The sequence below is a fragment of the Rhodococcus sp. UNC23MFCrub1.1 genome, assembly GCF_000686025.1.
GTDB lineage: Bacteria > Actinomycetota > Actinomycetes > Mycobacteriales > Mycobacteriaceae > Rhodococcoides.
Window position 1 is genome coordinate 217,488 of the sequence record NZ_JMLQ01000008.1, and the last position, 15,031, is coordinate 232,518.

Below are 15,031 nucleotides of genomic sequence, written 5' to 3' on the forward strand. Positions count from 1 at the left end.
CCGAGCGTTTCGGGTGCGTAGGTCCGAGCCGGCTGTCAGGTGATGGGGAGCGCCAGAATGTCGCGGGACATCAACACTGCTTGGTCGGCGCCCTGGCGAACCTCGTCGTCCGTGCCATCGGTGCCGAACCAGCGGGTGGCGCCTTCGAGCAGAGTATTGACGATCTTGACGCGGCGTTCGCTGTTCTCGATGCCCATGTCACGAGCAGCGGCGACGTAGAGCGACTCGTACAGATCCACCCAGTGCGTGACCTTCTCGCTCAATTCCGTCGGGAGGATGTGCGCCGTGCGGTCGGTGGCAACGATGAGATCCCACAGGTTGCTTTCGGGCAGGCGTACCTGGCGGGTGAAATGCAGCCGGACCATCGCATCCCAGAACGACTGGGCGTCCGGTGCACGAACGACGGCGTCGACGAGGGCTCCGCAGAACTGATGGAAGTGCCACCGCAGGGACTCCGTGATGATCTCGTCTCGCCCACCGGGGAAGTGCGTGTAGATGCTGGGGGCTTTGATCTCGAGTTCTTTCGCCAAGGTGCGCATGCTGACCGACGCCATACCGTGGATCACGCAGAGTTTGAGAAAAGCTTCGACGACCCGACGTTTCGCCGGGGACATGTCGTCACGGTGAGCGGTGTCGAATTGTCGTGCGAACTCTGTGAGCGCCTGTTGGCGGAACGAGTCGGTGGAAGGCACAGGCGACATCGTCGAGTCGATCGTCGATGCCCCCTGTCCGGTCACGGTGGCAATGGTAGTCGCAGTCCGATACGGAAAGTGCTCAGGTGCGGCCACGGCGGGGGGCGTCATCTCATCGGGCATCGGTGTGAGAGTTGCGGACGGTGGCGTCGAGGGGGTTGATGCCGATGTACTTGGTCTCGACGTACTCGGCGATGCCCTCCGGTCCGCCCTCACGCCCGAAGCCGGAGTGTTTCATGCCGCCGAACGGTGCGGCGGCATTCGAGATGATGCCCTGGTTGATGCCGATCATGCCGAAATCGAGCGATTCGGCGACCTTGATGGTGCGCGCCGTGCTCGCGGTGAAGGCGTATGCGGCCAGACCGTATTCGGTGTCGTTCGCACGTGCGATGGCGTCGTCGTCGTCGGTGAAGGTCGCGATCGGCGCCACCGGCCCGAAGATCTCCTCCCGGAGCACCGCGCTGCCGGGCTGCACGTTGGTGAGGACGGTTGGTGTGTAGAAGTAGCCGGGACCGTCGATTCGCTCGCCGCCGACGGTGAGATCGGCACCCCGGTCGACAGCATCGGTGACCAGTTCCGCCACTTTTCTGCGCTGCTTGTCGTCGATCAACGGCCCCACGGTCACTCCGTCGTCGATACCGGCGCCGAGTCGTTCCGCGGTCATCTTCTGTGCGAGCAGGGCCGCGAAGTCGTCGGCGACCGACTGGTGCACGAGGAAGCGGTTGGCGGCGGTGCACGCCTCACCCATGTTCCGCATCTTTGCGAGCATCGCGCCGTCGACTGCGGCCTCGATGTCGGCGTCCTCGAACACGAGGAAGGGTGCGTTGCCGCCGAGCTCCATCGAGACGCGAAGTACCTGCTCGGCGGACTGTCTGATGAGGTCTTTGCCGACGGGGGTCGATCCGGTGAAGGTGAGCTTCCGCAGTCGTGGGTCGGTGATCAAGGGTGTCATCACCGCGCCGCTGGTCCGGGTGGGAATGACGTTCAGGACACCGGCGGGAACGCCGACCTCCGTCATCAGATCTGCTAGCGCGAGCATCGTCAGGGGAGTCTGTGATGCCGGTTTGATGACCATGGTGCAGCCGGCCGCGATGGCGGGGCCGATCTTGCGGGTGCCCATCGCGAGTGGGAAGTTCCACGGGGTGATCATCAACGTGGGCCCGACGGGCTGGCGCATGGTCATCAGGCGCGATTTCCCGTCCGGCGAGGTCGACCACCGGCCGTCGATGCGCACTGATTCTTCGGAGTACCACCGGAAGAACTCCGCGCCGTAGGCCACTTCGCCGCGCGCCTGGGCGAGTGGTTTGCCCATCTCGAGGGTAATGAGGGTGGCGAAGTGCTCTGCGCGTTCGGTCAACAGGTCGAAGGCTCTGCGGAGGATCTCTCCGCGGTGACGCGGTGATGTGCGAGCCCAGTCGTCCGCGGCGGCTACGGCCGCATCCAGGGCCGCCGCGCCGTCCGTAGGTGTCGCGGAGGCAATGTCCAGCAGCGTCCGGCCGGTGGCCGGGTTCTCCACTGCGATGGTGGAGGCGTCGGAGGACTCGCGCCACACTCCGTCGATGTAGAGGCCGGTGGGTACCGAGTGCAGCGCGTCGGTGCGGCCGGACGTGTCGCTCGCCGTGGGGTGCGACGCGGGTGTTGTGGTGTCGGTGACGGAGTGGGGCATGACCATCCTTCGAGGTGGTGCCGAGGCGTGGGAGACGTGGTGCGGTCGAAACGAGCTGTTGCGCCTGGAAACTCCGGTGGTGGGCGCGCGTTGTGCGCACCCACCGCCGAAGGGTGTGTGGGTCAGCTCAGGGTGATGGGCATCTTGTCGTAGGCGACGAGACGGTCGGTGATCACGCGCGTCGGGGTGTCGGTCAGCGTGACGGTGCTGAACCGCTCCGCGGTCATGGTGAAGATGACGTCGATCTCCGCGCGCGCGATCAGCTGTCCGGCGCAGCTGTGAGTTCCCAGTCCGAACGTCAGATTCCGGCTGGTCTCCAGGGGACGTGTGTAGTCGAACTCGTGCGGGTTCTCGAAGACAGCCGGGTCGCGATTGACCGCACCGATCGGGAACTTCACCATCGACCCGGCGGGGATGACCGTGCCGGCGATCTCGACGTCTTCGGTCGGGAAGCGGGTCAGGAGCAGCTCGACCGGGTTGAGGCGCGCGATCTCGTTGACGATGCGCTCGCGGACCTCCGGCTTGTCGCGGTAGTCCTTCAGCACATCGGGGCGCTCGGCGAAGATCTCGAATCCGGCTCCGACGAGGTATGCGGGGTTCGGCGCGCCGGACATGTAGAACAACACCATGTTCTCGAGCACTTCGCGTTCGGTGATCTCCCCGCGCTTGCTCGCCGCCAGGAGCTCGTCGGCCAGTCCGGTACCGGGGTTGGCCTCCTTGTCCTTGAGCAGCTTGGCGGTGGTGTCGAACATGTAATCGAGGTTCTCGATGGACTTCTCCCGAGTTCCCGGGGCCGGGTCGGTCGCCTGGATGAGCATCGCGTTCCAGAGCGCCCAGAACAGCGGTTCGACCTCGCCATCGGGGAAGCCCAGAACCTGGGCCATGGTCGTGTGGGTCGGGAGGACGCCGAGGTCGTAATGGGCGTCTATGGTCTGGCCGGGCTCGTAGGTCGAGAGGATCTCGTTCATCGACGTGCGGGTCGCTTCGACCCACTGCTTGATCAGCTTCGGGGTGAACCAGCGGGAGAAGAGCCGACGGGCGCGGGTGTGCTCCGGCGGGTCCAGCGAGAGCACGGTGTGACCGAACGCGAGCCACGGGTTCTCCTCGACCCAGTCGGGCTCCCGGATACTCATGTTGGGTTCCTTGACGAACTTCATCGCCTCGTCGTAACCGAGGATGACGAACGTGCGCTCGTCCGTCTGGTGAACGGGCCCCATCAGTCGAGCTTTGTCGTACCACGGGTGCGGATTGTTCTGAAAGTCCTTGTTGCTCCACGGGAACAGGTCGTCGTGTGTGTCGGTGGCGCTCACGGGCGTCCTTTCTGCGGCGGGGATCAGGATCGGGAGGGCATCGTTGTGCGCCCAGTCCTGTGCGACCTGCACCGGATCGAGGCCGGTCGTGGCGTCGTGTTTGCCGATGCTGCCGATCTGGGTCGCACCGAGTTCGGTGAGCAGGTTCGCCACCGTCTTGATCGCGTTGTTGTAGTTCTCGTAGCTGCTGTCTCCGAGACCGAAAGCGGCGAAGCGGAGTCCGCTCAGGTCGGGTCGTTCCTTGGCGAGCGTGTCGTAGAACGGCTCAGTGGTGGCCGGGAGCCCACCCTCGCCGTACGTGGAGGTGATGACGACGGCGAGTTGCGCATCGGCGACATCGTCGGAGGTGAGGTCGGGTAGTTCGCTCAGGCGAGTGTCGATACCCGCGCCGGTGAGGGTCGCGACGATCTCGTCGCCGACCATCTCGGCGTTGCCGGATTCGGTGCCGTACCAGACATGGATCAGAGTCATGTCGGTGTCCTTTCGTTGGTGGGTCGTTGCTCGCCGAGAGGTGCTGGCGGGGGAGAAGACTTACTTCTTGGAAGCGGTGATGATGTCGGCCATGTCGGACCACGTCGTGAACTTGTGGCGTACGCGGCCGGGTCGGGCGCGTCCGACTTCGGCGTGGTCGATCACGGTCCAGTCGTCGAACGTGGTCGAGGTGGGCGGAAGGTGAGGACGCAGACCGTCGAGTCCGGTGCGGCCGGCGTCGGTGCGCAACCGGTCAGCGATCTCCCGAGCGGCATCCTTTGCGAGGGTGCGATTCTCGGCCAGGTTGCCCAGGAATCCACTGCCGCATCCACCGACCCGGACGACTCGGTCTCGATCTGCCCATGCGCGAGGAGCGTCGCCTTCCACGAATCCCATGGCGGTGATCACGGTGTCGACGCGGTGCACGAAAGTGCCGCTTTCGTCACCCGCCGCGTCGAGATCGGTGTTCAAGCGGGTGCGGACAACGCAGTGCTGACCGTCGGCGTCCACACTGATCGGCACCTCACGGAAGCGCACGTCGATGCGGACGTCCCGGCCGTTCTCCCCGCTGGTGTCGGAGGTGGCGGAGCGCTCGTCGATCTGACCGTCGAGGTACACCGTGACGCCCGGGAGTGCGCACAGTTCGGCGAACATGGAAGCGTCCCAGCGGACTCGGTCGCGTGGCCCGCGGGAGAGCAGTGTCAGGTGTCGCAGGTCTGCGGTCCCGAGAGTGTCACGCGCCTCGTCGTCGATGTCCGAGTTATGGAAACCGTCGTCGGCTTTGCACAGGAGTCGGGCGACGTCCATGGCCACGTTTCCGGTGCCCACGATGAGGACCTCCTCGCCCAGTGGCCGGGGAGTGGACGTCCGAAAGGTGCTGTCCGGGTCACCGTTGAGGAATCGAAGGAGCTGGCCGGCGCCGTGGACGGGGGCTGCCGGGTCGACGGGAACTTCCAACGGGCGATCCGCAGCCAGTCCCGTCGCCAGGACGACGACGTCGAAGTGTTCCTCCAGCAGTTCGAGGGGGAGGTCACCTCCGATGGCCGTGGTGCCGACGAAATCGACGTGGTCGGATGCGAACAGTCGGTCGAACTGGCGACTGACGTTCTTCATGCCCTGATGGTCCGGCGCCACGCCGTAGCGGAGCAGTCCGAAGGGCGTAGGACGGGTGTCGAAGATGGTGATGTGGACGTCAGGCGCCGCACGTCGCAGCGCCAACGCTGTGTAGCACCCGGACGGTCCGCACCCGACGATGGCCACATGACCGGCGGTCCCCTGCGGTGTCGCCGGTTGTCCGAGGAGGTCACCGACGGGCGAACTTGGATCGAGGGACATTGCATCTCCTGGAGGCGGGGAGTGGCGGCCAGCGTGATGGTGAACCGACGCAGTGTGACGCACACTACCGTAGCTAACTATCGTTAGTAAGTCGAGGTGTGATTCACTGTCGTTTGTAAACAACGTGTGACTGATCTCGCTCAAAGTCTTCCATAGCTTACGAACGTTAGGTAGCGTCGCCGTCACCGCAGAGTGAACTGTGCAACAGATCACCTTGCGAGACTCGCTCCCACTCCACCTACGAGGGATCTCACCGTGACCGAAGCATCCAATCTTTCCGGGGCGTCCACCGCCGGGTCGACCACATCGTCGACCCGCCTGTCGGGCAATCTGGGCGCGACATCGCTGGTTCTCAGCGTCCTCGCGTTCTCCGCACCCATCGTCACCGTCTCCGGCTACATCGCGTTCGCGATCGGATTCGTCGGCGAATCAGCGCCACTCGCGTGGGTCTTCGCCACCGTGGGTCTGGCCATCTTCGCCGTCGGATACACCACGATGACCCGGCACATCCGCCGGCCCGGCGCTTTCTACGCCTACATCACCCTCGGCCTGGGCAAGACCACCGGAGTCGGCGGGGCCTATCTCGCCACCGTCTCGTACATGCTGATCACGGTCGGTATCTACACCTTCTCCGGCACCATGATCTCCGCTGCCATCGAAGCTCTGGGCGGCCCGTCGATTCCGTGGTGGATCTGCACCGCGGCGGGATGGGTGCTTATCACCGCCCTGGGCCACTTCCAGATCGAACTGTCCGCGAAGGTGCTGGGCACCGTCATGGTCCTCGAAATCATCCTCGTCGCGATCTTCAACGTCTTCGTGCTCGCCAAGGGCGGCGAGGAAGGCCTGTCCGCCGCACCGCTGGACGCGACGACCTTCTTCAACAGCGGTACGGGCCTCGCGCTGCTCTTCGCGTTCGGCAACTTCATCGGCTTCGAGGCCACCGCGCTCTACCGCGACGAAGTTCGCAACCCCCGCAAGACGATCCCCCGTGCGACCTACCTGGCCGTCTTCCTGATCGGCGGCTTCTACGCAATCTCGGCGTACTCGCTGATCATCGCCTACGGCCCCGAGGCCACCACCCTGGCACTCGACGCCCCAACGACCATGTTCGACAACGCCATGGCCACCTACGTCAGTAGCAGCCTCGCCACCATCACTCTCGTCCTCGTCGCCACCTCCGCGCTGGCCTCCGTGCTCTCCACCCACAACGTCGTCGCCCGATACCTGCAGAACCTGGGCGCCGACCACGCTCTGCCCACATATCTCGCCGGCGTGCATCCCACCCACAAGTCCCCGTACCGCGCCTCCGCCGTCAACTCGGCGATCATCGGAGTCCTGCTGATTCTCGGCGCGCTCCTGATCTCCGACGAGACCCTCCTCATCGGTACCGGCAGCGGCCTGGGAACTGCCGGCGTCCTGACCCTCATGGCCCTGGTCAGCATCGCGGTCTTCCGCTACTTCGCGCGTACCGGACGACCCGCCTCCGAGACCGCCTGGCGCGTGACCGTCGCTCCCCTGATCGCCGCCGCGATCCTGCTCGTCGTCGTCGTCTTCGCCCTGGTCCGTTTCGACCTGCTGGTCGGCGGAGCGCCCGGAGAACGGCTGTGGCTGTTGCTGATTCCGGTCGTCTTCATCGTGGCCGGCTGCGCCGTCGCGCAGTACATGAAGCGCAACCGACCCGATCTGTACGCCTGCCTCGGGCGCGCGGAAGGCGACAACGCCGACGCCGACCCGACCACGGAGACACCCGTCTCCGCACGATGACGCGGCCCGGCGACGTGCGAGGCGGCTCCCCGGTCGACGCACGTCGCCACCTCATGACCACCCGTCACCGCAACAGAAAGAAGAACACGAGATGTCAGCAGTAAAGGTAGGACTGGTAGGAGCCGGACCGTGGGCGAAGATCTTCCACGCGCCGATGATCACCGGCGGCCCCGAGACCGAACTGACGGCAGTCTGGGCGCGCCGCCCCGAAGCCGCACAGGAGATCGCCGACGAATTCGGCTCCACCGTCGCGACCTCGTTCGAAGAGCTGCTCGAAGCGGTCGACGCACTGGTGTTCGCTGTGCCCCCGTTCATCCAAGCGGAACTGGCGGCGCAGGCAGCGGCAGCAGGTAAGCCCATGCTGCTCGAGAAGCCCCTCGGCGTAGACCTCGCTCAGGCGGAAAGACTGACACAGGCGATCGACGAGGCCGGCGTAGCCACACAGGTCATGTTCACCAACCGCTTCAGCCCGCGAATCAGGACCTTCCTCGAACAAGCCCGCGCGCAGACTCCGATCGGGGCCGTCGGCTACTACGTCAACCAGGCGGCATTACCGGGCGGAACGTTCGCAACGCCGTGGCGCGTGGAGAAGGGCGGCCTCCTCGATCTCGGACCGCACGTCCTCGACACCCTCGACGCCGCTGTCGGCCCCATCGTCTCCGTGCGCGGCGAGGGCGACCCCCAGCGCTGGTACATCCTCACCGCCACTCACGAGAACGGCGTGATCAGCCAGGCCGCACTGTCATTGACCAGCCCCGTCGTCGCCGACGTCGCCGGCGTCAAGGTCTACACCGAGCAGGGCGAACTCGAGTGCGAGTTCGTCGGCAAGGACGGAGACCCGGAGGCGCCCAACGTGATCCGACGCGAGTTCGCCGAAGTCGTCAAGTCCGGCGTCTCTCACGAGGTCGACGTTCACCGCGCCCTCTACATCCAGCGTCTGCTCGAACAAGCGGCGTCGTCGAACTGAGTCGAAGCCGCAGCCCGCGACGGCCCAGCCCCAACGAGCCGTCGCGGGCTCGGACACCGGTTCCGGTTTCATCTGCCGACGTCGACACGCACCGAAGGAGAACACCATGTCGGACGACACCGTCGCGACCACCATCGAACAATTACTCGGCCCCGACAGTCCGAAGAACTGGGGCAAGTGGGGCCCGGACGACGAGGTCGGCAGCCTCAACTACCTCGACGCCGCCCAGGTACTACGCGGTATCAGCACGGTCAAGACCGGCGAGGTGTTCACTCTGCAGGTCCCCATCGGGGATCCGAACCATCCCGACCCGGTGTGGCCGGGCCGCGAGCCGGCGGTGCGCACACCGGTGATGGACGAGGGGTACTTCGCGCGCGGCGAGGAACCGGAACCGTCGGACGGTCACCACTGGGCGGACGACAGAATCGACATGTTCACCCAAGGGTCGTCACAGTACGACGCGCTCGCGCACTACTGGTACGGCGACCAGGTCTGGAACGGGTACTCCGCCGACACCACGGTCGGCAGACTCGAACGCGCATCGGTGCTGCCGATCGCAGAGAAAGGTGTCGTCGGACGAGGGGTCCTCATCGACGTGGCGCGTGCACGAGACAAGGACGTACTCGACAGCGGCGAGCGGATCACTCTCGACGACCTTCTCAGCGTAGCCGCGTCGCAGAACGTCACCATCGAGCCGCGGGACATCTTGATGATCCGGACCGGCTGGATCGGCTCGTACTACCGCAACTCAGCCGACGAGTTCTACCGCGACTGGAACGAGCCCGGCCTGGTCTACAGCCGCGAACTCGTCGAATGGTTCCAGGAGATGGAGATCCCGAATCTCGTCACCGACACCATCGCCAACGAGCTCAGCTTCTACCCGGGCGGACTGCAGCTTCCCCTGCACTGCGCTCTGATGCGCAACCTGGGAGTTGCCTTCACCGAGCTGTGCCAACTCGACGATCTCGCTGATGCCTGCGCCGCCGACTGGCGCTGGAGCTTCCTCTACACCGCAGCCCCCTTGAAAATCTCCGGCGCCAGCGGCGCCCCCGTCAACCCGGTGGTCATCCGATGAACAGTCTTTCCAGTCCTGCTACCGCCGTCGCCGGCGAGTCCGAGCCCACCTCTCCGATCGACGTCTTCCGAGATGCGCGCGGCCTGTTCACGATGGTCGCGGTCGACCAGCGCGGATCGCTGCGCCACATGCTCAGCGCAGGACGCGGCGGCGCCGACGTCACCGACGCCGACCTGATCTCCTTCAAGGCCGACGTCATCGACGCCGTCGGTGATGCCGCGAGCGGTGTACTGCTCGACCAGGACTTCGGCTTGAAGGCCGCAACCGACTCACGGTGCCCGGTCATCCTCGCCGCCGACATCCTGTCCTCCAGTGTGGCCGGTGGCCCGGTGGACGTCGCTGTCCTCGACGACTCGGTGACCACCGAGACCGCCGAGCGCTTCCACGCCAAGGCTCTGAAATTCCTCCTGCCCTGGCATCCCGCCCGCAGGTCGGAAGCCATCGATCTCGCGCACACCTTCATGGCCCGCTGCCGAGAAATCGGCCTGCCGGGTGTCTTGGAAGGCGTGGTGCGCCCCAGAGAAGGCGACACAGCCACCTCAGAGGGGTTCGCCGACGCGCTGATCATGGCGGCTTCGGACCTGGCGGTAACCCAGCCGGACCTGTACAAGACGGAGGTCGTCTACACCAGCGAATTCGACCGCGAGCTCGCTGCCGCCACAGCCAGGTCGATCACAGAGCAGCTGCAGTGCCCGTGGGTCGTGCTGTCCTCCGGTGTCAGCGGAGAGAACTTCCCCGCCGCTGCAGCCGCCGCCGTCACCGGGGGCGCCAGCGGATTCCTCGCCGGTCGGGCCGTATGGAGCGAAGCCACCGCGTCTCCGGAGCCCGGGGAGTACCTGCGGGCTCACGCAGCCGCGAACCTGCAGAAGATCACCGATCGAGTCTGGGCGAGCCACGCATGAGCACCACGAACACCGCCGCATCCGTACCCGACGTCGTCGCCGTCGGACGAGTCTGCATCGACATCTACCCCGAGCAGTTCGGTGTCGGGCTGGCAGACATCCGCAGCTTCAGCAAGTCCATCGGCGGCAGCGCCACCAACGTGGCAGTCGCCGCGGCGCAGCTGGGAAACTCGGTGCGTCTGGTCACCCGCACCGGCGACGATCCCTTCGGGGACTACGCCCGCACCGAGATCGCACGCCTCGGCGTCGACAACACCGGCATCACATCCGTGCCCGGAATGAAGTCCGTCCTGACCTTCTGCGAGGTCTTCCCGCCCGACGACTTCCCGCTGTACATCTACCGTGAACCCACCGCACCCGACATGTACCTCGACGAGGGCGACCTCCCTCTCGACGCCATCGAACGAGCGCCGATCTTCTGGGCCACGGCGACCGGGCTGTCCCGCGAACCGAGCCGATCCGCGCACTACGCCGCCTGGCGCACGCGCGGTCGGCGACCGAACACCGTTCTCGACCTGGACTACCGACCGATGTTCTGGGACAACGAAGAACACGCTCACACCGCTGTGTCCGAGGCACTCGACCACGTCACCATCACCGTGGGAAACCTCGAAGAATGCCGGGTTGCGGTCGGAGAGTCCGACCCCGACCGCGCCGCGGACGCCCTCCTCGAACGAGGTGTCGAACTGGCGATCGTGAAGATGGGACCCCACGGCGTCATGGCACGCACACGCACCGAACGAGCAGTCTCCCGGCCCATTCCCGTCGACGTCGTCAACGGGCTGGGCGCGGGAGACGCGTTCGGGGGCGCACTGTGCCACGGTCTGCTTCACGGACTGACACTCCAGGACACTCTCGACCTCGCGAACGCGGCCGGCGCGCTGGTCGCCACACGGCCGCAGTGCTCACTGGCCATGCCGAACTTGGCCGATCTCACCGCATTCGCAGCAGGCGCGGCCGAACAGGCCTCGGGCACCACTTCGTCCGTATGACCACGTCACAGCCCTAGCTATTCATTTTCGATTCCGCACCGACCCCTCGACCGGCAGGTGCGCTGAAGGAGAACGACAGACATGACCGAGATCAGGGTCGCCATCATCGGCGGCGGCGGATTCATGGGATACGCCCACAGCCTCGGATGGGCACTGGCGCCCATCACTGCCGACACCGGAGCCACCATCCGCAAGGCAGTGCTGGTCGAAGCAGACCAGGACCGAGCCGACGCCGCGGCGAAACGACTCAACTGGAACGAAGGATCCGCTGACTGGCGAGAGGTCGTCGCCCGCGACGACATCGATGTCATCGACATCGTCACCCCGCCGGCGTCGCACGCCGAGATCGCCATCGCAGCACTCGCCGCCGGCAAGCACGTGTTCGTCGAGAAGCCCATCAGCAACGATCTCGCCGATGCAGAACTCATGCAGGCCGCAGCCGAAGCCGGCACGACCATCAGTCAGGTCGGCTTCAACTACCGGCACGCCGCCGCCATGACGTTCGTCAAGCGGATGCTCGACGACGGCATCCTCGGCCATCCGCTGCAGTTCCGCGCCCACTACACGCAGGACGTCGGCGCACTCGGGCGTGTCCTGAGCGGGTGGCGCGCGAAGAAGGGTGCCGGCGGATCCGGAGTGACCGGCGACATCGGTTCCCACATCATCGACCTGGCCTCCTACCTCGTCGGCGACATCGACTCGGTCACCGCCATCATCGGCGCGAAAGATCCCGCCCCTGATTCCGCCTGGCTCCCTGACGCAGAGCGCAGGGAAGGTGAATACCTCGACGACGCGGCGCTGTGGATGACCAAATTCACCAACGGTGCGATCGGCTCGTTCGCCGCCACCGTGTACGCGTCCGGTCGCAAGAACCGCATGTTCTTCGAACTCGAATGCACTGGCGGCACGGTCGAATTCGATTGGAACCATTCCGATCAGATCAAGCTCAGCCTCGTCGGCGACCCCGCCGACCAGCAGGGCTTCCGCACCGTGACGCTGAACGAGAACCATGACGACTACTGGTACCCCCTCGGAGGCATGGGCTCGGGATACGTCGACGACGCCGCCCTGCAACTGCAGAAGTTCGTCCGGGCCATCGTCGACGGACGCCCCGGTTCGCCGAGCTTCGCCGACGCCACGCGCACACAGCGAGTCATCGAGGCGGTCATGCGCTCCGCGGACAGTCACCAGTGGGTCAAGGTCGACGAGGTCACAGCATGAGCCTGACGCTGCGGTGGAGCACAGACCTCGTCACCTACTTCGGATCCTCGTTCTGGGGCATGGAGCCCGACCTCCCGCACGACGCGTTCGAGCGTGAGGTCGACGCCGACCCGAGACCGTACTTCGATCGAATGCTCGACGGCGCCGCCGATGCAGGTCTGAGTGGCATCGAGCTCGCACCCGCTCCCGGCGGATGGGTCAATGCACTGCGCTCCTACGGAACGGCGGCAGCGTTCAAGAAGCAACTCGACACCCGCGGTCTGACGATGTCGTCGAGCTACGTGCTGCCGGTGCTGCTCAAGGCGGTGCTCGATGCGCCCGACGCACAATCGCGGCGCGACGCCGAGCGCGCACTGCACGAGGACACCGCGGCGCACGCCGAATTCCTGCGCACAGTGGGCTGCCCGACACTGGTGACAAGCACGATCCCGCGGGCGGAGTTCTCCGACGTCGCCGGTGTCGAGGCCGATGCTGAGAAGTTCGACGCGCCAGCTGACGTCGACCTACTCGACGCGATCGCGAATCAGCTCGACGGCATCGGTGATGTCGCCGCGGCCGCCGGCCTGCACGTCGCAGTGCACACCGACGCGTACTCGCTGGCTTCGCGTACCGCCGACATCGACGCTCTGATGACTCGGACCGATCCGGCGAAGGTGAAGCTGTGCATCGACGCCGGCCACATCGCACTCGACGGCGGTGACCCACTCGCTGTCATCGACAAGCACTCCTCCCGTGCCCCGGTTCTGCACTGGAAGGACTGCGCACTGCATCTACCGCCACACACACTCAGCGGGCCCCCGATGGCTCGCCACGACGAGATGATCAAGTACTTCCGCGTCATGGGGTCCGAAGACGGGATCGTCGACTGGCATCGGTGGACGCAGATCCTCGACCGGAACGCCTGGAGCGGATGGGCGGTCGCGGAGATCGACATGTCGCCGGATCCGCAGCGCGAGATCCGTCAGGGTATCGACTACTACCTCCGCGAGCTGTCCGGTAACTGACCCCGGCGACCCCGAACCTCGCCCGGCTCAGCAGCACTCGATGCTCCTGAGCCGGGCGTCCGCGGTGTGCTCGCGACGTCGTAGCGCTACAACGTCGTCGCGCGTATGGGCGTCCCAGTTGCGCTTCCCACCCACGAAGGAGCCCTACCGATGGCTTACGAAGACGCGATCATCGTCACCCTCGTGCGCGCTCTCGAAGCTCGCGATGCACAACAACGCCGGGACACACTCATGAGCGATCGACCCGACACGACGGTCGGGCATTCATGTTTCGGTCCGGCCGTCCGAGATGTGCCCGCACGACCTGAGCGATCCCCGCGTGGAGAACGTCGAAATACTCTGATGCGCAGACTTTTTTGTCGGTGAAAGACGGTCTCAGGTCGATCGGGTAGTCCCGGCACGACTAGCTTCGGACGACTTACCAGGCGGTGCTTTCGAAAGGCACACGTCCGCGGAGCGCAACACCTCACCGCGACCGATGACGTCACGAGACAGCGCGAATGCTCGCGGCCGCGTCACTTCCTGTCCAGGACGCGAACACAGAAAGTCGAACACTTGGTGGAGAATTCTCGAGAAGCAGGGACGCTGGTCGGCGTCGTGCGTGAGACGAACGAGGGGGAGCGCCGGGTGGCGCTGGTCCCCAAGGTGGTCGCCGCGCTGACGGGCAAGGGTGTGCGCGTGGTGGTGGAGGCGGGTGCCGGTCTGAGCGCTCTGATCCCCGATCAGCTGTACGTCGACGCCGGTGCGAGCATCGGCGATCCGTACAGCGCCGACGTGGTGGTCAAGGTGGCGCCGCCGTCGTCTGCGGAGGTGCGCAAGCTGCGCCGCGGATCGACGCTCGTCGGCTTCCTCGCGCCGCGCAACGCGGACACGATCATTCCGGAGTTGACCGCTGCGGGCGTGCAGGCCTTCGCGGTGGAAGCAATCCCGCGGATTTCTCGCGCGCAGGTGATGGATGCGTTGTCCTCGCAGGCCAACGTCGCCGGCTACAAGGCGGTGCTGCTGGCGGCGTCGGAGTCGACGCGGTTCTTCCCGATGCTGACCACCGCGGCGGGCACGGTGAAGCCGGCGACGGTGCTGGTGCTCGGTGTGGGTGTGGCGGGGCTGCAGGCGTTGGCGACGGCGAAGCGTCTCGGTGGCCGCGCCACCGGGTACGACGTGCGTCCCGAGGTCGCCGATCAGGTGCGGTCGGTCGGTGCGCAGTGGCTGGATCTGGGGATCGACGCCGCCGGTGAGGGCGGGTATGCCCGTGAGCTCACCGAGGACGAGCGTGCCCAGCAGCAGGCGGCGCTGGAGAAGGCGATCTCGACGTTCGACGTCGTCATCACCACCGCTCTGGTGCCGGGTCGTCCGGCGCCGAAGTTGGTCACCGCGGCGGCTGCCGCGGGGATGCGACCGGGCAGTGTCGTGGTGGACCTCGCGGGGGAGACCGGTGGCAACTGCGAGCTCACCGAGCCGGGTCGCACGGTGGTGAAGAACGACGTCATCATCGCCTCGCCGCTGAATCTGCCGGCGACGATGCCCGAGCACGCGAGTGAGCTGTACTCGAAGAACATCTCGGCACTGATCGAACTGATGCTCGACGATGCCGGTGCCCTCGCCCCCGATTTCACCGACGAGGTCCTCGCGAAG

12 protein-coding genes are annotated in these 15,031 nt (G+C 65.9%); 8 read left to right on the top strand and 4 right to left on the bottom strand.

All coding sequences use genetic code 11. The features are described from left to right. Window positions 1–35 precede the first annotated feature (35 nt). The 4 genes from BR07_RS0118660 to BR07_RS26355 form a co-directional block, all read right to left on the bottom strand. Window positions 36–815, bottom strand: coding sequence for a TetR/AcrR family transcriptional regulator (locus BR07_RS0118660; protein WP_231476439.1), 780 nt, complete (start codon window positions 813–815; stop codon window positions 36–38). Then, window positions 805–2,358 carry an NAD-dependent succinate-semialdehyde dehydrogenase gene (locus tag BR07_RS0118665; RefSeq protein ID WP_027506721.1) on the bottom strand — a complete coding sequence of 518 codons (1,554 nt, stop codon included), beginning with the start codon at window positions 2,356–2,358 and terminating at the stop codon, window positions 805–807. Before BR07_RS0118665 ends, BR07_RS0118660 begins: the two co-directional genes overlap by 11 nt. 122 nt (window positions 2,359–2,480) lie before the next feature. Next, window positions 2,481–4,139: a cytochrome P450 gene (locus BR07_RS26740; protein WP_081821399.1), complete on the bottom strand. Its 1,659-nt coding sequence runs from the start codon at window positions 4,137–4,139 to the stop codon at window positions 2,481–2,483. A 60-nt stretch (window positions 4,140–4,199) separates the two neighbouring features. Further along, window positions 4,200–5,474 carry an FAD-dependent oxidoreductase gene (locus BR07_RS26355; protein WP_081821400.1) on the bottom strand — a complete coding sequence of 425 codons (1,275 nt, stop codon included), beginning with the start codon at window positions 5,472–5,474 and terminating at the stop codon, window positions 4,200–4,202. Window positions 5,475–5,729: 255 nt separating this feature from the next. On the opposite strand from BR07_RS26355, the gene BR07_RS25470 reads away from it, so the two are divergent. The 8 genes from BR07_RS25470 to BR07_RS0118715 form a co-directional block, all read left to right on the top strand. Continuing rightward, window positions 5,730–7,238 (top strand): APC family permease, encoded by a 1,509-nt coding sequence (locus BR07_RS25470; protein WP_051613568.1) that lies wholly within the window; start codon window positions 5,730–5,732, stop codon window positions 7,236–7,238. Window positions 7,239–7,329: 91 nt separating this feature from the next. Then, window positions 7,330–8,205: a Gfo/Idh/MocA family protein gene (locus tag BR07_RS0118685; protein ID WP_027506722.1), complete on the top strand. Its 876-nt coding sequence runs from the start codon at window positions 7,330–7,332 to the stop codon at window positions 8,203–8,205. Between the two features lie 106 nt (window positions 8,206–8,311). Next, the gene (locus BR07_RS0118690) at window positions 8,312–9,280 is read left to right on the top strand and encodes a cyclase family protein (protein WP_027506723.1); all 969 of its coding nucleotides are present in this window, start codon (window positions 8,312–8,314) and stop codon (window positions 9,278–9,280) included. Then, window positions 9,277–10,182: a hypothetical protein gene (locus BR07_RS0118695; protein ID WP_027506724.1), complete on the top strand. Its 906-nt coding sequence runs from the start codon at window positions 9,277–9,279 to the stop codon at window positions 10,180–10,182. The genes BR07_RS0118690 and BR07_RS0118695 overlap by 4 nt, the downstream gene beginning before the upstream one ends. Continuing rightward, window positions 10,179–11,174 carry a 5-dehydro-2-deoxygluconokinase gene (iolC, locus tag BR07_RS0118700; RefSeq protein WP_027506725.1) on the top strand — a complete coding sequence of 332 codons (996 nt, stop codon included), beginning with the start codon at window positions 10,179–10,181 and terminating at the stop codon, window positions 11,172–11,174. Before BR07_RS0118695 ends, iolC begins: the two co-directional genes overlap by 4 nt. Before the next feature lie 81 nt (window positions 11,175–11,255). Continuing rightward, the gene (locus tag BR07_RS0118705; RefSeq protein ID WP_027506726.1) at window positions 11,256–12,395 is read left to right on the top strand and encodes a Gfo/Idh/MocA family protein; all 1,140 of its coding nucleotides are present in this window, start codon (window positions 11,256–11,258) and stop codon (window positions 12,393–12,395) included. Then, a complete protein-coding gene (locus BR07_RS0118710; RefSeq protein WP_027506727.1) occupies window positions 12,392–13,399 on the top strand; it encodes a sugar phosphate isomerase/epimerase family protein in 1,008 nt (335 codons plus the stop codon). The genes BR07_RS0118705 and BR07_RS0118710 overlap by 4 nt, the downstream gene beginning before the upstream one ends. 555 nt (window positions 13,400–13,954) lie before the next feature. Beyond that, a partial coding sequence (locus BR07_RS0118715; protein ID WP_155957105.1) for an NAD(P) transhydrogenase subunit alpha occupies window positions 13,955–15,031 on the top strand: 1,077 nt, incomplete at its 3' end.